Raw genomic sequence first — 24,358 nt, 5'->3', positions numbered from 1 at the left:
CCGGGCGGGGCGGATGCGCCCACCCGGCGGTCCTGGCCCCGGCGACGCACACTGGATGGCATGGCGATTCCCCTGCCCCGGCCCGGCGACGTCCTCGGGCTCACCCGCTCCGCGTTCGACTCGGCGACGTCGTTCGCCGCCGTGCCCGCCCGCGCCTTCGCCGTGCTCGACGGCGTGGAGGCGCTGCTGGCCCGGATAAACGGGGTGGTGGACCGGGTCGAGGGGACGCTGGACCGCACCGACCGGGTGCTCGACGACGCCGAGTCGGCGGTGCGTGAGGTGGCGGTGATCAGCGCCGCGGCGACCACGGCGGTGGAGAACGCGGCCCAGGTCGCCGCCGCGGCCGCGGTGGTGCTCGGCGAGGCCGAGCGGGCGTCCGCCGCCGCGCTGACCCTGGTCGCGGACGCGGAGAAGGTGACCGGGGCGGCCGCCGCCGTGGTCGCCGAGGCGGACGCGGTGGCCGGGGCGGCCGCCGCCGTGGTCGGCCGGGCGGAGGCGGTGACCGGCCGGGCCGCCGGCACGTTGCGCGCCGCCGACGAGGCGACGGCCATGGCGGGCGAGCTGCTGGCCGCGTACGAGCCGGCGTTGCGGCGCGGCGCGCCGATGGCGAACCGGTTCGTGGCGGAGCTCAGCCCGGAGGAGGTGACGGCGGCGATCCGGCTGGTCGACGAGTTGCCCAAGCTCAAGGAGCACCTGACCGCCGACATCCTGCCGATCCTGGCCACCCTGGACCGGGTCGGGCCGGACCTGCACGACCTGCTCGACGTGACCCGCGATCTGAAGCTCGCCGTGGCCGGCATCCCCGGCCTGGGCATGCTGCGGCGGCGCGGCGAGCGGCGCAGCGACGACGAGCCGACGGACTGACCCGGGCGGGGCGGTGCGGTCGGGTGGATCGGCCGCTTCGACGCCGGACGGGCCCGGGTGGCCGATCGACGCGGTGGACGTGCTGGTCGTCGACGAGTCCGAGGCACCGCGTGGCCCGGGAGCCGGAGCGGGGTGCGCTCAGGCGGGGCCGGAGTACAGGGCGTCGATCTCCGCGCGGCGGGGCAGCGCCACCGAGGCGCCGAGCCGCCGGCAGCAGGCCGCCCCGGCGGCCGCCGCCCAGTGCACGGCGGCCAGCAGGTCCCGTCCCTCGCCCCAGGCGACCGCCAGCGCGGCGGTGAACGCGTCCCCGGCGGCGGTGGAGTCCACCACGTCGACCCGGACCGCCGGCACGTGCACGGCGGTGCCGTCACGGTCGCCGTACCAGGCGCCGGCGGCGCCCAGCGTGAGCACCGCCCGGGGCACCAGCTCCAGCAGCGCCTGCGGGTCCTCCCGGCCGCGCCCGGTCAGCGTCTGCGCCTCGGACTCGTTGACCACCAGCACGTCCACCGCGTCGAGCAGCTCCGCCGGCAGCGCACAGGCCGGCGCGGCGTTGAGCACCACCCGGGTGCCGGCGGCCCGGGCGGCCACGGCCGCCTCGGTCACCGTCTGGACCGGCACCTCCAGCTGGGCGACCAGCACGTCCGCCTCCCGTACGGCGGCCAGCTCGCCGGCGGTGAGCCGGGTGAACGCGCCGTTCGCGCCGGGGGTCACCAGGATCGCGTTCTCCCCCTCGGCGTTGACCATCACCAGCGCCACGCCCGAGGCGCCGTAGACCACCCGCAGCTGCCCGGTGTCGACCCCGGCGGCGGTGATCCGGGCCCGCAGAGTGACCCCGAACGAGTCCGAGCCGATCGCGCCGAGAAAGGTGCAGGAGGCGCCGGCGCGTACGGCGGCGACGGCCTGGTTGGCGCCCTTGCCGCCGGGGGCGGTGACGAATTCGGTGCCGAGCACGGTCTCCCCCGGCCGGGGCAGGGTGGGCGCGGTGGCCGCCAGGTCCATGTTGGCGCTGCCGACCACCACGACACGGGTCTGTGCCACCGGCTCCTCCTCCCGACCGTCGCCCCGGCCCGCGGCTCAGGCGGCGCGGGCGGTGTACCGCTCGCCGTGCCGCTCGACCACCAGCGGCAGGCCGAACGTCTTGGCGAGGTTGTCACCGGTGAGCGTCTCGGCGAGCAGCCCCTGGGCGACCACGCCGCCGTCACGCAGCAGCAGCGCGTGGGTGAACCCCGGCGGGATCTCCTCGACGTGGTGGGTGACCAGCACCAGGGCCGGCGCGTCCGGGTCGTACGCCAGCTCGGCGAGCCGGGCGACCAGGTCCTCGCGCCCACCCAGGTCGAGCCCGGCGGCCGGCTCGTCGAGCAGCAGCAGCTCCGGGTCGGTCATCAGGGCGCGGGCGATCTGCACCCGCTTGCGCTCGCCCTCGGAGAGGGTGCCGTACGTCCGGTCGGCGAGGTGCCCCACGCCCAGCTGGCTCAGCAGGGCGCGGGCCCGGCTCTCGTCGCCCCGGTCGTAGCTCTCCCGCCAGCGACCGACCACCGCCCACGCGGCGGTGACCACCACGTCGGTGACCTTCTCCTCGGCGGGCAGCCGCTCCGCCAGCGCGGCGGTGGACAGGCCGATCCGGGTCCGCAGCTCGTTGACGTCGGTGCGGCCGATCCGCTCGCCCAGCACGTGCGCGACGCCGGTGGTCGGGTGCAGCCGGCCGGCGGCCAGGTTGAGCAGGGTGGTCTTGCCGGCGCCGTTCGGGCCGAGCACCACCCACCGTTCGTCCAGTTCGACCCGCCAGTCGACGTCGTGCAGCAGCGCGGTGCCGGACCGCCGTACCCCGACTCCGTCCAGGCTGACCACCAGATCCGCGTCGACGGGTGAGGGGGCGGCGGCGCGGGGGGCGCCGGAGATCAGGTCACCAGTCACCCGCCCATCCAACCACGCACCGGCCTGCCGCCCCCCACGGGCGGTGCGCCGCCCCTAAGGTGAGCGCGGCGTGCCGTCGACCACCGGAGGAATTGCTCATGCCCGCGCGAGGCGAGGAGGCAGTCGGTTGACCGCCGTGATCGAGATCGAGGGGCTGCGCAAGTCGTTCCACAGCCTGCGGCGGGGGCGGCGGGTGGCGGTCGACGGCTTCGATCTCCGCGTCGAGGCGGGGCAGGTGCACGGCTTCCTCGGGCCGAACGGCTCCGGCAAGACGACCACGCTGCGCGCCCTGCTCGGTCTGGTCCGGTCGGACAGCGGCCGGATGCGGGTGCTCGGCATTGACTCGCCGCACCGGCTGCCCGAGGTGGCCGGCCGGGTGGGCGCGATCGTGGAGAGCCCGCAGTTCTTCGGCAACTTCACCGCCCACCGGACGCTGCGCCTGCTCGCGGTGGCCGGCGGGGTGCCGACCGGCCGGGTGGACGAGGTGCTGGAGCAGGTGGGGCTGCGGGACCGGGGCCACGAGCGGGTCCGCGGCTACTCGTTGGGCATGAAGCAGCGGCTGGCCGTCGCCTCGGCCCTGCTGAAGGGCCCGGAGCTGCTCATCCTCGACGAGCCGGCGAACGGGCTGGACCCGGCGGGCATCCGGGAGATGCGGGACCTGACCCGCTCGCTGGCCGCGGCCGGGGTGACCGTGCTGATCTCCAGCCACATCCTGGGCGAGATCCAGCTGATCTGCGACCACGTGACGATCATCTCGCGGGGCCGGCGGGTGGCGGCGGGCCCGGTGGACGAGGTGCTGGCCGGCTTCGACCGGCACGAGTGGCGGATCGGGATCGCCGACCCGGACCGGGCGGTGGCGGTGCTGGGCGCGGCCGGGGTGACGGCCACCGCGCACGACGGGCACCTGGTGGCGCACGGCGTCGCCGACCCGGAGCTGATCTCGCGCACCCTGGGCGAGCAGGGGCTGTGGGTACGGGAGCTGACGCCGCTCCGCCCCGACCTGGAGAGCGTCTTCCTGGAGCTGACGGGCTCCGCGCCCGACCCGGCGGCCCCCCGCCAGGTGGACGACGCCATGCTTCCACCGGCCCAACGGGAGCCGGTCATCGACCTGGACGTCCGGCAGGACGGGGAGGTGTCGGCGTGAACCTGATCCGCGCCGAACTGGAGCGGCTGGCCGCCCGCCGCTTCGTGCAGCTGATGGTGGTGCTGCTGCTCGCCGCGTTCGCGGTGGCCGCGGCGACCACGGTGGCCGACTCGCACCGGCCGTCGGCGGCCGAGCTGGAACAGGCCCAGACCCGGGCGGCCGAGCAGCTCGCGCAGCTGGAGGCCACCCACGAGCGCTGCCTGCGGGTCAAGGCGGGGCAGCTGCCGCTGGACGAGAACGACTACATCCCGGCGGACTGCGCCGAGATCGACCCGGCCCAGATGGAACAGTTGCCGGTGGCGACGGACTTCCTGGACGGCGTGTTCGTCTTCGCCAAGGACGCCCGGCCGTTGCTCTACACCGTGCTGGCGTTCCTGATGCTCTTCGGGTTCCTGGTCGGCGCCTCCTACATCGGCGCCGACCTGAACTCGGGCGGGGTGGTCAACCTGCTGCTCTGGCGGCCCCGTCGCGAGGCGGTGCTCGGGGCGAAGCTCGCCGCGCTCAGCGGCGCGCTGCTGGTCTTCTCCGCGCTGACGTCGGCGGCGTACCTGGCCGCGTTCTGGCTGATCGGTCAGGCGGCGGGGCAGCCGGGCCGGCTGGACGGCGAGTTCTGGGCCGGGCTGGGCGGCAGCTACGGCCGGGGCCTGGTGGCGGTGCTGTTCGCCGGGGCGATCGGCTTCGCCGTCGCCACGCTGGGCCGGCACACCTCGGCGGCGCTCGGCACGGTCGCCGCGTACCTGGTGGTGTGGGAGTTGGGCGCCCGGCTGGTGTTCGACGTGCTCGGGTCGGGCCGGCCGGACCGGGTGATGCTCTCCAGCTATCTGACCGCCTGGCTCAGCGGCGAGGTCCGGCTCTGGGACGGGTACGCCTGCGCCGACGGCTCCGGCTTCTGCGACGGCTTCTACACGGTGGGCTGGCCGCTGGGGCTGGCCGTGCTGCTCGCGCTGACCGGGGGGCTGGTCGGGGCGGCCTTCGTCCTGTTCCGCCGCCGGGACCTGATCTGAGCCGGGGCGGTCAGCCGACCGTCGAGCCGAACACCTCGTCCCGGACGGCGTCCAGCGCGGTGCGCAGCGCGCCCCGCAGGATCGGCTCCTCGGTCAGCCCGGTCACCACGACCCGGGGCCGGACCAGGGTGATCGCGGCGACCTCCTGCTGCACCCGCTCGGCCAGCGCCGCCCCGCCGGCCTGGCCGACCTCACCGGCCAGCACCACCAGCGGCGGGTCGAGCACCACGCAGGTGCTGGCCACGCCCAGGGCCAGCCGGCGGGCCAGCTCGTCGAGCATCGGGCCGCCCGCCGGGCCGGCCGCGACGGCGGCGCGCACCGCCGCCGCCGCGTCGGTGTCCGGGAGGCCGTGCTCGCGGGCCACCGCGCGGACCGCGTCCGCGCCGGCCAGCTGCTGGAAGGCCGGCTTCGCCCGGCGGGAGACGTCGCGCGGGATCGGCACCCCGGGCACCGGCAGGTAGCCGATCTCGCCGGCCGCGCCGGTGCTGCCGTGGTGCAGCCGGCCGCCGAGCACGATCGCCAGGCCGACGCCGGCGCCCACCCAGACCAGCACGAAGTCGGGCACCTCCCGGGCGGCGCCGGACTGCGCCTCGGCCACCGCCGCCAGGTTGACGTCGTTCTCGAAGACCACCGGGATGTGCAGGTCCTCGCGCAGCGCGGCGAGCAGTCCCCGGTGCCAGCGCGGCAGGTTGAACGCGAAGGTGATGTCGCCGGTGGCCGGGTCGACCAGGCCGGGGGTGCCGAGCACCACCCGCCGTACGGTGGACAGCTCCGCCCCGGCGCTGGCCGCCGCCTGCACCACGGCGTTGTGCACCACGCCCACCGGGTCGTCGGTGTCCCGGGTCGACTGCTCCACCCGGCCGTGCACCGCCCCGGTGATGTCGGCGCAGGCCGCCACCACCCGCTCGGCGCCGACGTCCACGCCGACGACGTGCGCGCTACCGGGGCGTACGGCGTAGAGCTGGGCGTTCGGGCCCCGCCCGCCGGCCTGCTCGCCGACCCGGGTGACCAGGCCCCGCTCCTCCAGCCGTTCCACCAGCTGCGACGCGGTGACCTTGGACAGCCCGGTCAGCTCGCCGATCCGGGCCCGGGTCAGCGGGCCGCGCTCCAGCAGCAGCTCCAGCGCCGCGCGGTCGTTCAGCGCCCGCAACAGTCGGGGGGTGCCGGGCAGCCGGGTCGCACTCATGCCACGTCCTCTGGTTTCCGTAAGCTTTGCTAACCAACGACCTGGAAGCGGGTGACCGTAGCGTATCGGCCGCCCGGACCGGGGAAACCCGGGCGACCGGGCAGCTCCACCGACCGGCCCGGCCGAGGCGCGCCGACACCCGGTCGGGTCACCCGAAGGAGGAATGCGGTGGGGTTGGATCCAGGACTGCGCCGGCTGGCGCTGGGCACGCTGCTCGCCGCGTACCCCGGCCCGGTGCCGCCGGACTGGGCGGTGGACCTGGTCGCCGAGGGGCTGGCCGGGCACACGCTGTTCGGCACCAACGTCCACGACCCGGCCCAGTTGGCGGCGACCACCGCCGCACTGCGGGCCGGCCGGGCCGACGTGCTGATCGCCATCGACGAGGAGGGCGGCGACGTCACCCGGCTGGCGCACGCCACGGGCAGCCCGTACCCGGGCAACGCGGCACTCGGCGCGGTCGACGATCCGGCGCTGACCCGCGACGTGTACGCGGCGATCGGCGCGGAACTGGCCGCGCTCGGCATCACCGTCGACCTGGCCCCGACCGTGGACGTGAACACCGCCGACGAGAACCCGGTGATCGGCACCCGCTCGTTCGGCGCCGACCCGGCGCGGGTGGCCGTACACTCGGCCGCCGCCGTGCGGGGCCTGCAGGCCGCGGGCGTGGCGGCCTGCGCCAAGCACTTCCCCGGCCACGGCGCCACCGTCGCCGACTCGCATCACGAGCTGCCCACCGTCGACGTGCCCCCGGCGGTGCTGCGGGAGCGGGACCTGCCGCCGTTCGCCGCGGTGATCGACGCCGGCGTCGAGGCGATCATGACCGCGCACATCCGGGTGCCGGCGCTCACCGGCGACGGTCCGGCCACCTTCAGCCGGGCCGTCCTGGTCGACCTGCTCCGCGCCGAGTACGGCTTCACCGGCGTGGTGATCACCGATGCGCTGGAGATGAAGGGGGCGGCGGTGGCCGCCGGTGGGGTCGGCCCGGCCGCCGTCCGCGCGCTGGCCGCCGGGGCGGACCTGCTCTGCATCGGCGCACGGGTCGACGCCGAGCTGGTCGAGCTGGTGGCCGCCGAGATCGGCGACGCGATCGGCACCGGCCGGCTGGACCGGGCCCGGGTGGAGGAGGCTTCGGCCCGGACCGCCGCGCTGGCCGCCCGGACCCGCGCGGCCAGCGCCGCGCCCACCGTCGCCGAACGCCTCGGGTACGCCGCCGCGCGGCGGGCCGTCCGGGTCGAGGGGACGGTCGACGGGCTGGTCCGGCCGCTGGTGGTGCAGTTGCACGCCGCCGCCACCATCGCCGAGGGCCGGGTGCCGTGGGGCCTGGGCCCGCACCTGGGCGACGCCGAGGAGGTCCGGGTGGTGGCGACGGAGACCGACCCGGAGGCGCTGCGGCGGCTCGCCGGCGGGCGGCCGATCGTGCTGGTCGGGCGGCACCTGCACCGGCTGCCCGGGGGCCCGGACCTGGTCGCCGCGCTGGCCGCCACCCACCCGGTGACGGTGGTGGAGATGGGCTGGCCGGCGTCGTGGCGGCCGGCGGGGGCGCGGGCCTTCGTCACCACGTACGGGGCGAGCCACGCCAACGGCCGGGCGGCGGCGGAGGTGCTCGGGCTGGCCTGAGGTCTGAGCCGGCCCATCGCGGGTACTGGTCACCGGATGACGTATCCCGACCCGTGGCCGCGGGTGCTGGCCGAGCTGGTCGCCCGGTCGCACCGGCTGCCGCCCGACGAGTTGACCGCCGTGGTCAACGACAGCCTGGCGGCCACCGGCGTTCGGGTGACGATCTTCCTGGTCGACGTCGAACAGCGGCACCTGCGGCCGCTGGCCGACCCGGCCCGGCCGGCGCCGGCGCCGCTGCCGATCGACGCCAGCCTGCCCGGCCGGGCGTTCACCCAGCTGGCGCCGTACTCCGCCCGGGGCGACCCGGCCCGGCTGTGGATGCCGGTGGTGGACGGCACCGACCGGCTCGGCCTGCTGGCGGTGACGCTGCCGCCCGGCGGTGACCCGGACGACCGGTCGCTGCGCGACGGCCTCCGGCTGGTCGCCGGGCTGATCGGCCACCTCGTCACCGGCAAACGGGAGTACGGCGACAACCTGCGCCGGGCCACCCGCAGCCGCCCGATGACCGTCTCGGCGGAGCTGCTCTGGGGCCTGCTTCCGCCGCTGACCTTCGCGACCGCGGACATCGTGATCACCGGCCTGCTGGAGCCGTGCTACGCGGTGGGCGGCGACGCCTTCGACTACGCGCTCGACGGCGGCGTCGTCTCGCTGGCGGTCCTGGACGGGGTGGGGCACGGGCTACCCGCCGTGCTGACCACGGCGGTGGCGGTGGCCGCGCTGCGGGCCGAGCGGCGCACCGGTGGCGGTCCGGGCGCGCAGGCCCGCGCGGTCGACGCGGCGATCCGCGGCCAGTGGGACGACGCCCGGTTCGTCACCGGGGTGCTGGCCACCTTCGACACCACCACCGGCGTGTTGCGCTACGTCAACGCCGGCCACCCGCCCCCGCTGCTGCTGCGGCAGGGCCGCGCGGTGCACGCCCTCACCGGGGGCCGCCGGCTGCCGATGGGCCTGTCCGGACCGGCGCCGGAGCCAGCCGAGCTGCGCTGCCAGCCCGGGGACCGGCTGCTGCTGCACACCGACGGGGTGACCGAGGCCCGGGACGCGACCGGGGAGATGTTCGGCCCGGCCCGGCTGGTGGAGCTGACCGAGCGGTGCAGCCGGTCCGGGCTGCCGCCGCCGGAGACGCTGCGCCGGGTGAGTCACGCGGTGGCCGCGCACCGCGACGGCGACCTGGTCGACGACGCGACGCTGGTGCTGCTCGAATGGTCGGCGGAGGCGGCGCGGCGCGCCGAGCCCTGACCCGGCCCCTCCGCCCGGCCGGGGCCGCGCTCAGGCGAACCGGCGCCACCGGGCGCGGCCGTCGGCCCGGTACGCCTCGCCGTCGGCCCAGCCGAGCAGCGGGCCCACCCCGGTGATGCGCAGGATCCGGGCCACCACCGGCTGCGGTTCGGTGACCCGCACCCGGACGGCGTGTTCGGCGCCGGCCTGGGCACCGCGCAGCAGCGCCCGGATGCCGGCGGAGTCGAGGAAGGCGACCCGGGACAGGTCGACCAGGACGTCGCGGGCGCCGGTCCGGCGCACCGCCGCGCGCAGCGCCGCCTCCAGGGCGTCCGCGCTGGACATGTCGATCTCGCCCGCCGGGCACAGCAGCACCCGGCCACCGGCGGCGTCCCGCACAGCCACGTCCATGAACCGTCCCCACTGGTGGGTTGCAGAGTCGCGGACGGCCCGCCCCTGAGCCGTCCGTCAGCCGACCATACCGGCCGCGCGGGCGGTCGGCCACGCGTCGCGATCGACCCCGGGGCTACCCTCGGTCACCGGGGCGGTGACCGCATCGCGCCGCAGGTCAAGTCCGGTAGCAGACACCAGAAAACGGTCGATCGCTCCTTGCTGCCCCGCATTCCGATACGTAGCGTTACCAACGGCAGGTCGAGCGGCGGTGGCCGCCGGCCGCCACGGCTGGGGCCTGGGGGAATGGGCTGCGGACCGTGGATCCGGCCCGGGATCCACGGTCCGCGCCGGGCCACCGCTCCACCGCCGGGCCACCGACCTTGCCCACCTGGGCCGCCTTGCGTACCGAGCCGACGCCCAGCACGATCGTGCAGAAGATCACCGGCCCGATCATCATCTTGATCAGGGCGACGAAGCCGTCGCCCAGCGGCTTGAGCGACTTGCCGACGTCGGGAAAGAGCAGGCCCACCGCGATGCCGGCCAGCACCGCGACGATGACCGCCAGATAGAGATACCGGGTACGGTCCCGGCGACGCGCCGGCTCCGCCACCGGGTGGTCGCCCGGCGGCGCCCCGCCGGCGCTGCCGGCCGGGGCGGGAAGGGACGGGCCGGGGGTGCTGCCGGCCCCGGGATCCGGTTCGGAGTCGCGGTGCGCCGCCATGACACCGGTCGATACCCGGCGCGCCCGGGCCTGCACGGCGTCCAGCAGGCCGCACAGCCCACGCTCAGGGTGGGTAGACCCCGAACGACCGCCAGCCACGGTCCGGGAAGCCGGCGGCCGCCGCGACCCGGGCGGACGCCAGGTTCGCCGGGTCGTGCAGGTAGGTGGGGACGGCGCCCTCGTCGAGCACCCGGCGAGCCGCCTGGGCGACCAGCCGCCGGGCCAGCCCCCGGCCCCGCGCCGCGGCGACCGTGCCCACCGCCAACTCGTGCCCGTACGCGGTGTGCCGCTTGACGCCGACACCGGCCAGGTAACCACCGTCGGCGTCCCGCACCACCAGCACCGCGTTGTCGAACAGCCGCAGCCAGCGCGGCAGGCCGGGGCCGGTGGGGCTGGTCCACTCGCCGACGTCGGGCAGCGGCGCGGGCGCCACGCACCAGCGGAACATGTCCTGGTGCGTCACCCAGTCCGGATACCCCACCGTTGCCGGCAGTTCGGCCAGCAGCTCGACCTCGCCCCGCGCGGTCAGCGCGCGGACCGCGTCGACCCGGTCCGGCGCCACCGAGAGCACGCTACTGCTGGCGGTGGCGACGGCGATCGCCGGTCGCGGTCGGCCGTCCCAGGCCGGGCGGGCCCGGCGACCCGAGCACACCACGTGCCGCCCCGGGCCGGCCGGCCACTGCCCCAGCCAGGCGGCCAGGTGCAGGTGGAGCCGCCGGTCCAGCACGCGCTCACCCCTTCCCGACCTTCAGTCCAAGATCAGGGTACGCGCGGCGGCCCGCCGACACCCCGGGTTCGGGCACCTCGCCCGCCGGCCGGCGGCGGGACGGGCCCCGGCCCTCGGTCCGTCGGAAAGAGACCGCCGTCACTTCGCGGGCTCGCGCCGCAGCGGCGTGGCGGCGGGGTGAAACAGTTGACGAATCGAGGTTGACCGACGGGCCGAACGGGTAGGCGTACCGAACATCACCGATGCCCCGCCGGCTCGGACCTCGGGGTCGGCACCGGGAACCTGCCGCACGAACATCGCGTCACATCTATTTCCATACATGTACACCTTTCTTTGGGACGGTAATGGTCATGCCGAATCAGCCGAATGACCGGTACCAGCAGGACGTCGACCGCATCTGGTCGGCGGCGGAGGCGGCCGGGCGCTTCCCCGCCCAACCGTCGTACCGGGAGGCCCGCTCGGACGCCGGGCTCACCTGGGCGGAGCTGAACGCGCTGCCGGCCGGAGCCTCCCCCCGGCGCGGCCTCACCGCCCGCTGACGACACACCCGGGCGGTCCACCCATGGCTTTCGCACACCTGTCGGTTAGCGTCTTCTGGTCCGAGCACCGGCTACGACAGGAGAAGCTCCGCGCATGGGCAAGAAGACGATCCAGGTCTCCGACTTCACCGGCACGGTCCTGCGGCCCGACGACGAGGTGGTCGCCGTCGTCGTACTGGAGCACCCTGACCTGGTGGCCGGCCCCGTGCGACTGGACGCCACCCCGGTGGAGGTGGAGAGCATCGACGACGCCGCCCTGGACGTGGCGGTGGTGGAGATCCACGACCGCCACGGCGGTGGCGAGCCGCGCCGGGTGGTGCTCACCGCCAGCGAGTTCGACGCGATGGCCACCGACGTGCCGATGGCGCAGCTGCTGCGGACGGCCGAGCGGGTCAAGCCGCCGAAGGCCCGGCGGGCCGCCGAGAAGGTCGACTACGGGACCATCGAGCACGCCGGCCGGCCGCACCGCGGACGGGTCACCGAGGAGGAGGCCCGGCTGGTGCGCGAGCGGCTCGACGAGGTCAACAAGCGGCTCGCCGACGCCGGCATCCGCCAGGTGGACCCGGCCGACCCGGAGCACGCCGCCCGCTACGGCTTCCCCGGCCAGCGCTGACGCCGCCGACGCCCGGGCGGGAGCACCGCCCGGGCGGGCGTCCGCCCGGCAGGGCGTGCCGATCGCCGCCTCGGGCCGGTGACGAAGAGGCCGTCACCCGCCCGGCTGGCCCCGGTCACTGCTTCATCGAGATCTTCTGCAGCGTCTCCACCAGCCACGCCTCGAGCGCGCCCTTGTCCAGCCCGAGCCCGGCGAGCGGCCCGTCGCCGTTCTCCTCCTCGATCAGGGCCAGCAGGATGTGCTCGGTGCCGACGTAGTTGTGCCCGAGCCGCAGCGCCTCCCGGAAGGTCAGCTCCAGGGCCTTCTTGCCGCGCGCGTCGTACGGGATGAGGTCCGGCACCTGGTCGGCCGCCGGCGGCAGGACCGCGGTGGCCGCCTCCCGCACCGCGTCCAGCGAGACGCCGGTCGCGACCATCGCCTTGGCGGCCAACGCCTCCGGCTCGGCGAGCAGGCCGAGGACGAGGTGCGCGGGGGCGATCTCCGCGTTGCGCGCGGCCCGCGCCGCCGCCTGCGCGGCCAGCACCACGTTGCGGGCGCGGGTGGTGAACCGGCGGAATCCGGCGCTGGGGTCCATCGAGGCGGCGGTCTCGGCCTTGGCCACGGAGCGCTTCTGCGCGGCCTGCTTGCTCACCCCCATGCTGCTGCCGATCTCGGTCCAGGAGGCGCCGGAGCGCCGGGCCTGGTCCACGAAGTGGCCGATCAGGTGGTCGGCGACGTCCCCGAGGTGATCGGCGAGCAGGACGGCGTCGGAGAGCTGGTCGAGGGCGTTGTCGCGGGACTTCTTGATCCCCGCGATCAGGTCGTCGAGTCGAACGGGGTGGCTCAGCTGCACGGGATCGGTCATGCGTCAACTCTAGGTTGACGCCGGGTGCTCCGTCAACCAGTGGTTGACGATTCCTGGTCAGTCGCGCAGGGCGTCGTCGACCCCGGTCTCCCGCCGGCCCAGGTGGACCGGGTCCCGCCCGGACAGCACGTCCCACCCCGCCTTGACGCCCGCGCCGTACTCGCGCACCACACCCCGGCGCCAGAGCAGCGGGAACCGCTTCGCCGTCTCGTCGCCCACGCCGTTGGCCTCGACGCCCAGCGTCCGACACAGCGTCACCGCCCGGGCGAGGTGGAACGACTGGGTGACCACGGTGGCCTGGCGCACGCCGAAGATCCGCCGCGCCCGCGCACACGAGTCGTAGGTGTCGAAGCCGGCGTGGTCGAGCACCACCTTCCGCTCCGGCACACCCCGCTCGACCAGCCAGCGACGCATCGCGCCCGGCTCGTCGTAGCCCCAGTCCATGTGGTCACCGGAGACGAGGACGGCGTGGACCTTGCCGGCCGCCAGCAACTGCCGCGCGATCTCCAGCCGGGCGGCCAGGAACGCCGACGGCTGCCCGCCCGGATCGACCTGCGCGCCGAGCACCAGCGCCACCGGCGCCTCGGGGACGTCCTCGACGGTGAAGAGGTGACCCGCCGCGCCCGAGCGCACCCACACCACGCTCGCCCCGGTGGCCGCACCGGCCAGCACCGCGCCGAGCGCCGCGACCAGCAGGGCGCGCCGCAGCCAGCGGGAACGGGGGACGCGACGGAACCGACTCAGCACCCGACGAAGACCCGACACCGGCCCAGTATGGCAACCGGCCTTGCCCGCACGTGGTCACCGCGCGAGGCTGAGGCGTGGACGTCTTCGGGCCGGTGGCCGACCTGTACGAGACCGCCCGGCCGGGATACCCGGCCGAGATCGCCGACGCGATCGTCGCCTACCACGGCGGCGCACCGACCTCCGTGGTCGAGATCGGCGCCGGCACGGGCAAGGGCACCGACGTCCTCGCCCGCATCGCGGCACCACTGACCTGTGTGGAGCCCGACCCCCGGATGGCCGCGCTGCTGGCCGGGCGCTTTCCGGACGCGCACATCCACAACGGCCCCTTCGAACAGTGGTCGCCGCCCGTCGGCGGGGTCGGCGTGCTGGCCTGCGCCATGGCCTGGCACTGGCTGGACCCGGGGACCCGCAACACGTACGCCCGGCGGGCCCTCGCGCCCGGCGGCACCCTCGCGGTCTTCGGGCACCGCTACGACTACGCCGACGCCGACCAGCGGGCCGCGATCCGGGCCGCGCTGCACGCCGTCGACCCCACCGTGCGGGAGCGGCCCCGGGACTGGTTCCACCACGACATCGCCGACAGCGGGCAGTTCGCCGATGTCCGCCGGGAGGTCTTCCGGCGCAACCTGCGGCTGGACAAGGAGCGGTATCTCGCCCTGGTACGCACGTTCGGGCCGTTCCTCGCCCGGTCGCCGGAGCAGCAGCAGCGCGGGTTGACCGCGCTCGGGCGGCTCGTCGACGACTTCGGCGGCGGTGTCGTCCTCGATCTGCGCACCACGCTGGTGCTGGGCCGGGGGTGACCGGCCGGCGCTGGCGTCGCCGGTCCGGACGCGACTGTTCCGCCCGGCGCGGACGGGCCGGTCAGGTCGCCGGCGCGGCGACGGGCGACCGGCTGCCCCCGTGCGAGGCGACCAGGGCGTCGGCCACGATCACGGCGTCCGCCTCGGCCACGTCGGCGGGATACTCCGGCAGCAGATCGTCCCAGACGACCTGCCAGGATCCGAAGAGCTGTGCCTGGCCCTCCGGCCGGGCGAAGAACCAGACGTGCAGGTGGGCGGCGCCGTCGCCGAAGCGATGGACGTGGGCGCGCGAGATGTGCGGCAGCGCCTGCACGTGGCGGACGATCCGTGTGCTCAGCAGTCCCAGCTCCGCGGCGAGATCGTCGGGAAGGTCCGCCATGTCGTAGTGATCGCGCGGGTACAGCATCAGCACCAGCGGCACGCCCACACCCGGGACCCGGGCCAGCCGCCAGTGATCGTTGAACCAGAGTCCCTCGTCGCGCTCCCGGCAGGGCTGGCAGTCCGCCGGATCCTCGCCGTGCCGGGCGGGCTCGGGCAGCACCGGCGGGCGCAGCGGCGCGACGCGCAGACCCTCCGGCTCGAACGGGCTGATGTCCCATCCGGTCATGCGGGCCAGCGGAAGCCGCCGCTCGCCGTCCGCGACGGACACCGCATGGTCGTAGAACTGGTCTGGAGCCAAGGCCATGCCGCGGAGGCTAATACAACCAAGATCCCGTCGTCGTCCCGCGCCGGTGCGACCCGACGCCGTCGGGCAGCTGTGTGAGGCTTCGGGGCATGGCGACTTTCGTACTGATCCACGGCGGTGGGGGCAGCGCCTGGGACTGGCATCTCCTGGTCCCTGAGCTGGCCGGTCGCGGCCACGACGTGGTGCTGCCGGAGCTGCCGATCGAAGACAGGTCGGCGGGGTTCGCCGCGTTCCGCGACACGGTCGTCACCGCGATCGGCGACCGGAGCGACCTGGTGGTGGTCGGGCACTCGTACGGTGCGTTCACCGCGGCGCTGGTCGCCGACCGGCTGCCGGTGCGGCTGCTCGTCCTGCTCGCCCCGATGGTCCCGGCGCCCGGTGAGCGGCCCGGGGACTGGTGGGGCAACACCGGGCATCGCCCCGTGGCCGGGCTCAGCCAGGAACAGCAGTTCTACAACGACCTGCCGGCGGAGGTCGTCACGGAGGCGGCGGCGCACGGCCGGGACCAGGTCAGCGCGGAGTGGGACGAGCCCTGGCCGTTGGCCGGCTGGCCGGCCGTGCCGACGAAGGTGCTGATCGCCCGCCAGGACCGGTTCTTCCCGCCGGACTTCCAACGCCGGGTGGCCGCCGAGCGGCTCGGCGTCACCCCGGACGAGATCGACGGCTGCCACGCGGTCGCGCTCAGCCACCCCGAGCAGCTCGCCGACCGGCTGACCGCGTACCTGCTTCGCTGACGATCGGGACCGACAGGCTGCGGCACGGGCCGCCCTGCCGCGACATCATGGCGAAGCTGTTCGCCGCCCGGGCTGAGCCTGCACCGACATCTCTGTCAGCCGGTGATAGCCGTAGGCCGCCATCCCCAGCGCCACCCCCCAGGCCAGGAAGACCGGCACCGTCGCGGTGACCGCCCAACCGGACCGCAGATCCGCCCACCCGGTGGTCCCGCCGAGCAGTCCGCCGACCAGGGCCGCCGCGCTGAGCAGGCCGTACGCGACAAGCGAGACGGCCACCACCCCGGCCGGCACGAGGGCCAGCGGGCGCGGCACCCGCCGACCGCCCAGTCCGGGCAGCCGGGCCGGGAACACCTGCCCCCAGCGCTGGGCCAGGCCCAGCGTGAGCAGGCCGCCCGCCGTCGGCGCGAAGACGATCGCCGCCGCGGTCACCGGCGCCGCCGTCACCAGCTCGACCCGGATCCCGTCGAGCATCGCCGCCGGAATCCCGAACGGTACGCCGAGGAACCACAGCCCGTGCGGCAGTGTCCAGCCGAACAGCGGCACGGCACCGGCCAGGTACGTCCAGCGGCGCAGTCGCACCGGCACCGGCCGCGCCTCCGGTGCCGCCGCCCGCGGCTGGTCACACCGCGGCTTCGGCGCGACGGCCCGGGCGGCCGCACCGAACAGCACGGCCCCGGCGACCAGCAGCAGCCGGTGGCCGACGTCCCGCCAGTCGGTGGGATGGCCGGCCAGACCGGCGGGGATCTGGAACAGCAGGTGCATCGGGAACGCCGCGACCAGCAGCGCACCGCAGGCGAGCCACGCCGCGGCGGGGACGACGCGGCGCCCACGCGTCCCCGCCGCACTCGCCGGCGTCGGCTCGCCGTCCCCCGTCACCGTGACGGCGAGCAGTGCCAGCGCGAGCCCGACGAGCAGGGCGGCCAGCACGGCCGGACCCCAGCCGGACCGGAACGGCAGGCTCGCCAACCCGTCGGCCCCACAGCCCGACGCCGCGTCCGCCGACTCGTGTCGCCGGTCGCAGGCCGAGTAGCCGTACCGGCCGCCGGCGGCCCAGTAGAGCCGGAACCCGAGGTAGCCGACCGCGAAGATCACCGCGGCGCACGCCCACCGTTGCCGAATTCTCGCCGTCACGCACCGATCGTGCCGCCGCCCGACCGTCCCGACCTGCCCGTCGCGAGGGGTGTCGATCCCCCGCACGAGGGAGCGCGCTCGACCGGGCTGCCGTCCCGGTCAGGGGGTGGTCAGCACGTAGAGCTGCAAGGGTTGGGCGGGCGGGGTCTGCTCGGGCGGCCGGGGCAGGTCCTGGTTGGCGGGCATGCTCTCCCAGCGCAGCACGTAGGTGCGGTCGCCGGCCACGGACGACGCGGTCCGCACGCCGATGCCGGCGAACCCGGACCGCACCTGGGTGATCTCGCTGGGGAGCGCCGGTTCCGGCACGTCGGCCACGACGCTCATCGAGGACGGTTCGACGATCAGCGAGCGCTTGGCGCCACCGCACGTGTACGGCACCCGCAGCCTGCCGTCGGGCAGCCCACTGGCGGCCGCCGGCAACCCGACGGGGAACGTCAGGGTGCCGCCCCCCAGGACTTCCCACCGGCCGGTCCAGTTCGACAGCTGGGTGATCCGCCAGCCGCCCGAGCCGTCCGGCTGCGCCGCGTAGAGCTGGTTGCCCAGGTCGGCGTCGTACTTCGTGTAGGTCACCACGACCCGGTTGGCGCTGTCGAAGCCGAGCCGGGCGTTGCCGTTGACCACCCCGCCGTAGGTCGGCACCGGATCGATGACCTCGGACCGGAGGTAGGTCAACGGCAGGGCGAGCGGCCGGCCGGCGCTGTCCTCCCAGCTGACCAGGTCGCGGCTGCGCGCGTACGACGGCATGCTCGAACTGCCGGCGTCCGGCGTGTCCCGCCACACCAGCACCATGTGCCAGTACCCGTCCGGGCCACGGACCGGGCCGTCCGGGTAGGCGTTGCGACCGCCGCCGTCGACCAGCGGTCGGTTCAGCAGACTCGACCAGGTACGGCTGGCCGGGTCGTACCGGTTGTAGTAGTTGGCGCCGTCGCCGCTGACCCCGTTGCGGTAGCTGAACAACAGGTCGCCGTTGGTGTGCCGGAGGAAGCGGGGATAGGTGACCGACCCTTCCAGCGCGCTGTCCACCATGGTGGGGATCCGAGTCAGCGTGCCGAGGTCACCCGGCACCGAGGTACGGAAGTAGACCAGCGGCACGGCGTGCATGTTGCCGGCCAGGTGCAGGTTGCCGGTGCTGTCCAGCGCCATCGTGATGCTGTTGTGGCTGTCCCACCCGAGCGTGGAGTCCAGCGTCCGCCGGGTCCAGGTGGTGTCGGTGAGGGACCGCTTCGCCACCGTCATCCGGCGGTCGGCGTCGTAGTAGGCCACGTACTGATCGGTCCCGCTGGTCAGGATCGCCTGCTCGACCGGGTGCCCGGCCCAGGTGGTGCCCACGTCGACGACCTGGCTGACGCTCCTGGACGTGCCCGGCAGCGGGTAGTCACCGGGGGCGCGCGGCGAACAGTCCAGCGGCCCCGGTTCGGCCGGCGCGCCGGCCGGCAGGTTGCTGGTCTCCACCGCGAAGGAGGGGAAGCCCACGGCACCGGCCTGCGAGTACACCCCGGCGCCACCGCCGGTGAGCAGGTCACGCCAGCGCAGCCCGACGTACTGGTCGACCGCTCTCCCGGCCGGTACGCCGGCGCCGTCGATGGCGACGTGGATGCCGGTGCCCCGGTTCTTGGAGTCGATGCCGAGGCTGAGGGTGTCGCCGGGCGCGGCGCTGACGCTCCCACCGGCCAGCAGTGCGTCCGGCGCGCCGGACGACGACCGGGTCATCCGGACCACCTGCCACTGGGCCCGCCCGCCGTCCGCCTGGGACTGGCCGATCCGCAGCACGTAGTAGCTCTGGGTGCCGTCCGCGTGGTCGACGACGTTGAACGCGAGGCCACTCCACGACCGGTAGGTCAGTGCCGGTGTGGGCAGGGTCAACGACGTCTTGAGCAGGAATGTGTCGCCCAGGTTGAGCCCGCTCGGGTACATCAGCCGCTCATCTGTCCCGGACGGGACGGCAGCGCCGGCGGCGATGCGCCAGGTGCCCCGGGCGGCCCGCCAGCCGTTGCCGACCGCCCCGTCGGCACGGTCGAACCCGTCGAAGAAGGAGCGGTAGCCGGGCGCCGTCGTCGCCGTCACCGCGAAGTCGCGCAGCCCGACGGCGCCGGCCTGGGAGTACAGCCCGACCTTGCCGCCGCTGAGCCGGTCGACCAGGCGCAGCGGGACGGTACGGTCCAGCACGGTCGCGCCGGCGCTGACCCGGACGACGACTCCCGCGCCGTCCGGCGTGGCGGTGACCCGCAGGCCCAGCGCGGTCCCGGGGGCGGCCGCGAGGTCTCCCTCGCCCAGCAGCCCGGTGTCGGTCGCCCCGACCGAGTGGTCGATGCGCACCAACTGCCACCGGGCCCGCGCCCCGTCGCCCTGGTTCTGCCCCACCCGCAGGGCGTAGAAGGTCTGCGTCCCGTCGGCGTGGTCGACGACCTGGAAGGCGATCCCGGCCCAGAGCCGGGCGGACCCGGCCGGGGCGGGCAGCACCAGCGATGTGGCGATGTCGTGGCTCGCGCCGAGGAACAGCGACTCCCGGACCAGCACCCGCTCGGCCGGCCCGGTGGCCTGGACCGCGCCGGCGGCGATGGACCAGGTGCCGCGGGCGGCCACCCACCCGTTGCCGACCGGCCCGTTCGCCCGCTGAAAGTCGTCGCTGAACGAGACGGTCCCGGCGGTGGCGGTCGCCCCGGTCGGCGTTTCACTGCCCGGCGCGGCCGTCGCGGGGGCCGGCCCGGCGCCGGCCAGCAGCGCCGCCATCGCCACGGCGAGCATCCGCACCCGCCCGGCCCGTGGGGGTCGGACCGGCGCGCTGGGTACGGAGGACATGACCGGTCTCCTTGGGCGAGGTGCTCGGGGCGGCGGGCGCCAGCAGGCGTCGGGCGGGAGTGACGAATCTTACTGAGCTAGACGCTCCGATGTGGACCCGGACAACCCGTTCTCCGGCTTCGGCGGCGGATGGTGGTGTCAGGCGGACGCCCGGCGCATCCGTTCCTGCGCCTCGAAAAGCTCGTCGCCGTACCGGGTGATCCATTCGGCGAGCGCGCGCATCGGTCCGTCGGCGAAGCTCCGGCCGAGCGGGGTCAACGCGTAGTCGACGCGCGGTGGCGCCTCGGCGTACGACAGGCGTTCGGTCAGGCCGTTGGTGACGAGCCGGTGCAGCGCCTCGGTGAGGGCCTTGTCGCTGATGCCGCCGATGCTCGCCCGGAGCGCGCGGCGACGCCGCGGGCCGGCGGTGAGCGCGGCCAGGACGACCGGGTCCCACACATGCGTGAACAGGTCCGTGCCCAGCCGCAGCCGGCAGTCCGCCACGAAATCCACACAGCCGCCGTCCGTGTCCCGAGCCATCCGGCCATCGTGTCACGGCCGATGCGCTCCGGTTGGTGCGTGACGACCCGATCGGTGCGCGTCGAACTCTCTAGCGTCTGTGCCATGCGTATCGGAATCCTCGGCACCGGAACCCTCGCCACGGCGCTCGCCACCGGCTGGACCCGGGCCGGACATGACATCACCATCGGCGGCCGCTCCCCTGAGCGCGCGGAGGTCGCGGCGAAGGCCTCCGGCGCGCACGCCCGGCCGCTGCCCGAGGTCGCGGCGGACGCCGACGTCGTCCTGCTCTCCGTACGGTGGGAGGGCGTCGCCGACATCCTCGCCGCGGCCGGCGCACCCGGCGGGTCGCTCGCCGGTAAGCCGCTCATCGATCCGACGAACGCGGTGGAGCACGGCGTCGGCGTGCTGCGGACGGAAGCGGGGCGAGCTGCCGCGCAGCACGTCGCCGAACTCGCCCCCGGCGCCCACGTGGTCAAGGCGCTGCATCTGTTCCCGTCGACGCGGTGGACGGCACCCGAGTCCCCGCCGGTGACGGTCGCGATGTGCGGGGACGACCGGCGAGCGCTGGAGACCGTCGGCTCGCTGGTCCGCGACATCGGCGGCGTGCCCGCCGTGGTCGGCGGGCTGGACCGGGCGCGCCAGCTGGAGGAGGTCGCCGGGTTCGTCATCGCGCTCGCGTTCGCCGGCGTCGACCCGCAGTCGGCGATCCCCGCGGTGCCGTCGCCGCGCGGCGAGTGAGCCCGGACCCTGCTGTCGTTCGAGCCGCTCGTCATGTCATTCGGCGGTGACCGGTGGCCTGAGGATGGTGCGAAGCCAGGCTCGGACGCCACCGCGTCACCGACCACGGCGGGCCCGCCGGCACGTACCCGGGGGCTGGGCCAGCTCGGCCCGGCCCCCGGGTGTGGTTGGTCAGCTCCGCAGGCGCCACTGCTGGTTCGCGCCACCGTTGCACGACCAGAGAATGATCTTCGTGCCGTTGGCGGTGGCGGCGCCGTTGGCGTCGAGACAGAGCCCGGACTGGCCGTTCGTGATGGTGCCGTTGGCGTTGACGTTCCACTGCTGGTTGAGCCCGCCGTGGCAGTCCCAGATGATCACCTGGGTGCCGTTGGCCGTGCCGGCCCCGGAGGCGTCCAGGCACTTGTTGCCGTACACCGTCAGTTGCTTGCCGGCGGTGGAGGTCCACCGCTGGTTGGCGCCGCTGCCGCAGTCCCAGAGCTGCACCTGGGTGCCGTTGGTGGTCGAGGAGTTGGGCACCTCGACGCAGCGGCCGGACTGGCCGCCCACGAGTTGCCCGCCCTGCGGGCTGCCGCCGCCGCTCTGCTGCCGGACGATGGCGGTCGACTCCGCCGACCGGTTGCCCTGGGCGTCGACGACGTAGAGCCGATACTCCCCCTGCGCCGTCGGCACCGCGATGGAGGTGGCACTGCCGGCCGCCCTGGTCATCGTCGGGCCGGCGGTGAAGGTGGTGGTGCCGGCGGGGGCCAGCCAGACCGACCCGGTGGCGTCGCCGGTGCTGCGGATCGGGATCGTCGCCGTCGCGCTGGTGACGAACGTGCTGGCGGGCAGGACATGGTTCGGCGCCGAGAGGTTGCCCGCCGGGATGATGTCCCGGTACGCGTCCTCGAGGCCGGAGTTCACGGCGATCCCGTACGCCGCGGCCGGCCAGACGTAGTCGGCGGAGACGATGATGTCGGCGATCGTGCTGTTCGGCAGGTTCTTGTTCGACACCTTGTTGATCGGGCCGTAGGTCTGCGTGATGCTCAGGTCGTGCTTGCGGCCGAAGTCGTCGGAATTGATCATCCAGGTGACGTTCTTGTCGATGCTCAGGACGTTGTCCCGGAACGTGATGAACGCCGACCCCTCGTCCGGGTGCAGCCCGTACTTGTGGCCCGCGGGCACGCCCTGGAGGTAGTTGTTGGTGATCGTGGTGCCCGGCTGGCTGCCGAGGGTGTAGATCGGCGCGGTGTCACTCAGGCGTTGCACCGTGTCGATGATGTGGTTGTTGCTGATGGTGTTGTTCCGGGCCGTGGTGGTCGGCCGGTTCGGCGCGATCGAACCCGCTGATCCGTCGAAGTTCCACCAGCCCCAGCCGAGGGTGATGCCCGACCACGGGGCCTTCTCGATCCGGTTGCGCGCAATGGTGAGGGTGTCGGCGAAGTACGCCGAGATCGGGCTGTGCCCGTTGAACAGGACCGCGCTGTCGTACAGGTAGTTGTTTCTGATGTCGATGTTCTTCGGCAGCCCCTCGACCTGCGGGGAGTACTTCTCTCGGTTGGTCGAGGTGCCGTCGCCGAGGTAGACGTGCTGGGGATGACCGATGGTGATGGCGGAGCCGGCGATGTCGTTGGTGTAGTTGCCGATCAACTGGCTGCCCTGCACGTCGTTGACCATGTTGATGCCGTCCGCACCGGTGTGCTGGATCCGGTTGCGGTGCAGGAGGATCCCGTCGGCGTTCTGCACCTGGACGATGCCGGGGGTGACGTCCACGTTGCGGTAGTAGTAGACGTGGAAGTTGCCCTTCGCGTACGCCTGGGCGCCGAGGTTGCCCTGCTGCGCCTGCTTGAAGGACGAGCCGGCGACGTTGAACAGGTTCCAGTCGGAGTGCTGCACGGTCAGGCCGGAGAACGTGATGTTGCGCGCGTGGTTGCTCGTCGAGGTGCCGGCGACGCGCAGCAGGGTGGTCACGTTGTTGGGCGCGTAGACCGTAGCGGTCGTCATGTTCTCGGCGCTGGCCTTGTAGTAGTAGAGGGTCCGGCTGCCCTTGTCGAAGTAGAACTCGCCGGGCGCGTCCAGGAACTCGTACGCGTTCATGACCTTGTGGGTGCCGCCCACCTGGGCGTTGCCGTTGAACGCACCCTGCGCGATGGCCGCACCTGGCTGCTGGAACAGGGCCACCCGGTTCGCGCCGTCGGAGCTGGTGGTCACCTGGCGGACGCCCACGAAGGCCGTGGTCCAGGTCGTCCCCGTCTCGATCTCGATGTCGTCGTGGTTGCGGGCGATGGCGGGGAAGTCGTTCAGGCCGTACTTGGCGCCGTCACACTGCGACCCCGACTCCCAGGCCCAGTCGGCCTGCCCGGCGGTGATGGTGTACGTCCCGTAGCACCCCGCCGAACCGATCGTCTTCGCGGCCATGACCGCGCGCCTGTCGTTGACGTAGAGCGTCCGCAGCTTGTTGGCCCGGTCCAGCGGCGCCTTCCAGATGTTGCCGCTGTGCTGGGTCCAGCCGGTCACCTGCACGCCGCCGTCGAGGATTGGCGCCTCGCCGGGGTACGCGGCGTAGACGACCCGGTTGCCGTTCGTGCCGGAGTCACCCGCCCCGAACTCGATCGTGCTGCTCACCGGGTAGCGTCCGCCGCGCAGGTAGACCTGGATGTCGCCGGTCATGGTCGCGGTCTTCGTGCGGACCACGTCCCGTGCGCGCTGCACCGTTCTGAACGGCGCGGCGATCGTGCCCGGGTTGGCGTCGTTTCCGTCCGGTGCGACGTACAGCGTCTCCTGGACCGCCGCCCGGGCCGGCGCCGGATCGGCGACCACTGCCGGCAGCGCGGCGGCGACGAGCACCGCCAGCGCGAGCAGGGCACCCCTTCCGGCACGGACGACGGAACTCAGCTCTGCACCTGCCGGTCCTCGGGATCGGGGCGGTGCCGTGCGGCCCGTCATCTCAGGCCCGGGCCCAGCGCTGGTTGGCCCCGCCGTGGCAACCCCACACGATCACCGCGGTGCCGTTGGCGGTGCTGGCACCGTTGACGTCCAGGCACAACCCGGTCTGGGCATTGCTGATCGTGGCGTTGCTGTTGAAGACCCACTGCTGGTTCACCCCACCGCTGCAGTCCCAGATCTGCACCCGGGTGCCGGCGGCGGCGTTGTTCGGCACGTCCAGGCACTTGCCCATCACCTGCAACGCCCGCCCGTTCTGGGTGAACTGCTGGTTCGCCCCGGTGTGGCAGTCCCAGATGAGCATCTGGGCGCCGTTGGCCGAGCTCGCGCCGTTCACGTCCAGGCACCGGCCGGACGCCTCGTTGCGCAGCCGGTTGCCGGTCGGGTTGGGCGGCGGGGTGGTGCCGCCGTTGAGGGCGTCGAGGACCGCCGTGTACGCGGCCTTCTTGTTGCCCGCGCAGTCGAAGAGCAGGGCGTTGTCGCCGCCGCGCCACGAGTCGCAGTCGCGTACGCCCCACAC

At 74.4% G+C, this 24,358-nt stretch carries 24 protein-coding genes; 10 read left to right on the top strand and 14 right to left on the bottom strand.

What is annotated here, in order from left to right; translation table 11 throughout:
* The first annotated feature begins 60 nt into the window (after positions 1-60).
* The gene (locus K7640_RS29375; RefSeq protein WP_222958203.1) at positions 61-864 is read left to right on the top strand and encodes a hypothetical protein; all 804 of its coding nucleotides are present in this window, start codon (positions 61-63) and stop codon (positions 862-864) included.
* Positions 865-1,002: 138 nt separating this feature from the next.
* Here K7640_RS29375 and K7640_RS29370 read toward each other — a convergent pair whose 3' ends face one another.
* Positions 1,003-1,902, bottom strand: coding sequence for a ribokinase (locus K7640_RS29370; RefSeq protein ID WP_222958202.1), 900 nt, complete (start codon positions 1,900-1,902; stop codon positions 1,003-1,005).
* 36 nt (positions 1,903-1,938) lie between these two features.
* Positions 1,939-2,778: an ABC transporter ATP-binding protein gene (locus K7640_RS29365; RefSeq protein WP_308042854.1), complete on the bottom strand. Its 840-nt coding sequence runs from the start codon at positions 2,776-2,778 to the stop codon at positions 1,939-1,941.
* 127 nt (positions 2,779-2,905) lie between these two features.
* Between K7640_RS29365 and K7640_RS29360 the strand changes: the two genes are divergently transcribed.
* Together K7640_RS29360 and K7640_RS29355 are read left to right on the top strand one after the other, a co-directional pair.
* Positions 2,906-3,922, top strand: coding sequence for an ABC transporter ATP-binding protein (locus K7640_RS29360; RefSeq protein WP_222958200.1), 1,017 nt, complete (start codon positions 2,906-2,908; stop codon positions 3,920-3,922).
* On the top strand, positions 3,919-4,926 hold the full coding sequence (locus tag K7640_RS29355) for an ABC transporter permease subunit (RefSeq protein ID WP_222958199.1): 1,008 nt from the start codon (positions 3,919-3,921) through the stop codon (positions 4,924-4,926). The genes K7640_RS29360 and K7640_RS29355 overlap by 4 nt, the downstream gene beginning before the upstream one ends.
* A 10-nt stretch (positions 4,927-4,936) precedes the next feature.
* On the opposite strand, the gene K7640_RS29350 is transcribed toward K7640_RS29355, so the two are convergent.
* Entirely contained in the window at positions 4,937-6,112 is a 1,176-nt protein-coding gene (locus tag K7640_RS29350) for an ROK family transcriptional regulator (protein ID WP_222958198.1), read from the bottom strand.
* Between the two features lie 168 nt (positions 6,113-6,280).
* Here K7640_RS29350 and K7640_RS29345 point away from each other — a divergent pair, with 168 nt between their 5' ends.
* The gene (locus K7640_RS29345; RefSeq protein ID WP_222958197.1) at positions 6,281-7,729 is read left to right on the top strand and encodes a glycoside hydrolase family 3 protein; all 1,449 of its coding nucleotides are present in this window, start codon (positions 6,281-6,283) and stop codon (positions 7,727-7,729) included.
* A 36-nt stretch (positions 7,730-7,765) separates the two neighbouring features.
* Positions 7,766-8,968, top strand: coding sequence for a PP2C family protein-serine/threonine phosphatase (locus K7640_RS29340; RefSeq protein ID WP_222958196.1), 1,203 nt, complete (start codon positions 7,766-7,768; stop codon positions 8,966-8,968).
* Between the two features lie 30 nt (positions 8,969-8,998).
* On the opposite strand, the gene K7640_RS29335 is transcribed toward K7640_RS29340, so the two are convergent.
* The 3 genes from K7640_RS29335 to K7640_RS29325 all read right to left on the bottom strand — a co-directional run bounded on the left by K7640_RS29335 (position 8,999) and on the right by K7640_RS29325 (position 10,788).
* Entirely contained in the window at positions 8,999-9,358 is a 360-nt protein-coding gene (locus K7640_RS29335; protein WP_222958195.1) for an STAS domain-containing protein, read from the bottom strand.
* A gap of 226 nt (positions 9,359-9,584) precedes the next feature.
* Positions 9,585-10,061, bottom strand: a complete 477-nt coding sequence (locus K7640_RS29330) for a cation:dicarboxylate symporter family transporter (RefSeq protein WP_255610188.1) — start codon at positions 10,059-10,061, stop codon at positions 9,585-9,587.
* A gap of 64 nt (positions 10,062-10,125) precedes the next feature.
* Positions 10,126-10,788, bottom strand: coding sequence for a GNAT family N-acetyltransferase (locus K7640_RS29325; RefSeq protein WP_222958194.1), 663 nt, complete (start codon positions 10,786-10,788; stop codon positions 10,126-10,128).
* Between the two features lie 350 nt (positions 10,789-11,138).
* On the opposite strand from K7640_RS29325, the gene K7640_RS29320 reads away from it, so the two are divergent.
* Together K7640_RS29320 and K7640_RS29315 are read left to right on the top strand one after the other, a co-directional pair.
* A complete protein-coding gene (locus tag K7640_RS29320) occupies positions 11,139-11,327 on the top strand; it encodes a DNA repair protein (protein ID WP_222958193.1) in 189 nt (62 codons plus the stop codon).
* A 94-nt stretch (positions 11,328-11,421) separates the two neighbouring features.
* Complete coding sequence (locus tag K7640_RS29315) at positions 11,422-11,940, top strand: hypothetical protein (protein WP_222958192.1); 519 nt, start codon at positions 11,422-11,424, stop codon at positions 11,938-11,940.
* A gap of 115 nt (positions 11,941-12,055) precedes the next feature.
* Here K7640_RS29315 and K7640_RS29310 read toward each other — a convergent pair whose 3' ends face one another.
* Positions 12,056-12,784 carry a Clp protease N-terminal domain-containing protein gene (locus K7640_RS29310; RefSeq protein WP_222958191.1) on the bottom strand — a complete coding sequence of 243 codons (729 nt, stop codon included), beginning with the start codon at positions 12,782-12,784 and terminating at the stop codon, positions 12,056-12,058.
* A 57-nt stretch (positions 12,785-12,841) separates the two neighbouring features.
* Positions 12,842-13,549, bottom strand: coding sequence for an ElyC/SanA/YdcF family protein (locus K7640_RS29305; protein ID WP_308042851.1), 708 nt, complete (start codon positions 13,547-13,549; stop codon positions 12,842-12,844).
* Positions 13,550-13,605: 56 nt separating this feature from the next.
* On the opposite strand from K7640_RS29305, the gene K7640_RS29300 reads away from it, so the two are divergent.
* On the top strand, positions 13,606-14,331 hold the full coding sequence (locus tag K7640_RS29300; protein ID WP_222958190.1) for a trans-aconitate 2-methyltransferase: 726 nt from the start codon (positions 13,606-13,608) through the stop codon (positions 14,329-14,331).
* Between the two features lie 61 nt (positions 14,332-14,392).
* On the opposite strand, the gene K7640_RS29295 is transcribed toward K7640_RS29300, so the two are convergent.
* Positions 14,393-15,016 (bottom strand): hypothetical protein, encoded by a 624-nt coding sequence (locus K7640_RS29295; RefSeq protein WP_222958189.1) that lies wholly within the window; start codon positions 15,014-15,016, stop codon positions 14,393-14,395.
* Between the two features lie 89 nt (positions 15,017-15,105).
* Here K7640_RS29295 and K7640_RS29290 point away from each other — a divergent pair, with 89 nt between their 5' ends.
* The gene (locus tag K7640_RS29290; protein ID WP_222958188.1) at positions 15,106-15,750 is read left to right on the top strand and encodes an alpha/beta fold hydrolase; all 645 of its coding nucleotides are present in this window, start codon (positions 15,106-15,108) and stop codon (positions 15,748-15,750) included.
* Positions 15,751-15,795: 45 nt separating this feature from the next.
* Here the strand turns inward: K7640_RS29290 and K7640_RS29285 are convergent, their stop codons facing one another.
* From K7640_RS29285 to K7640_RS29275, 3 genes are all read right to left on the bottom strand, one after another.
* A complete protein-coding gene (locus tag K7640_RS29285; protein ID WP_222958187.1) occupies positions 15,796-16,881 on the bottom strand; it encodes a hypothetical protein in 1,086 nt (361 codons plus the stop codon).
* A 99-nt stretch (positions 16,882-16,980) separates the two neighbouring features.
* Positions 16,981-19,680, bottom strand: a complete 2,700-nt coding sequence (locus K7640_RS30670; protein ID WP_222958186.1) for a BNR repeat-containing protein — start codon at positions 19,678-19,680, stop codon at positions 16,981-16,983.
* A gap of 138 nt (positions 19,681-19,818) precedes the next feature.
* Positions 19,819-20,199, bottom strand: a complete 381-nt coding sequence (locus tag K7640_RS29275) for a helix-turn-helix domain-containing protein (RefSeq protein WP_222958185.1) — start codon at positions 20,197-20,199, stop codon at positions 19,819-19,821.
* Positions 20,200-20,283: 84 nt separating this feature from the next.
* On the opposite strand from K7640_RS29275, the gene K7640_RS29270 reads away from it, so the two are divergent.
* The gene (locus K7640_RS29270; protein ID WP_222958184.1) at positions 20,284-20,919 is read left to right on the top strand and encodes an NADPH-dependent F420 reductase; all 636 of its coding nucleotides are present in this window, start codon (positions 20,284-20,286) and stop codon (positions 20,917-20,919) included.
* Positions 20,920-21,090: 171 nt separating this feature from the next.
* Here K7640_RS29270 and K7640_RS29265 read toward each other — a convergent pair whose 3' ends face one another.
* Complete coding sequence (locus K7640_RS29265) at positions 21,091-23,748, bottom strand: RICIN domain-containing protein (RefSeq protein WP_255610189.1); 2,658 nt, start codon at positions 23,746-23,748, stop codon at positions 21,091-21,093.
* A 94-nt stretch (positions 23,749-23,842) separates the two neighbouring features.
* The coding region (locus K7640_RS29260) for an RICIN domain-containing protein (RefSeq protein WP_222958182.1) at positions 23,843-24,358 on the bottom strand (516 nt) is incomplete at its 5' end.

The organism is Micromonospora sp. PLK6-60 (genome assembly GCF_019890675.1).
Taxonomy (GTDB): domain Bacteria; phylum Actinomycetota; class Actinomycetes; order Mycobacteriales; family Micromonosporaceae; genus Micromonospora.
Note: the sequence above shows the minus strand (reverse complement) of the source record. Positions and strands in the feature narration are given on the sequence as shown.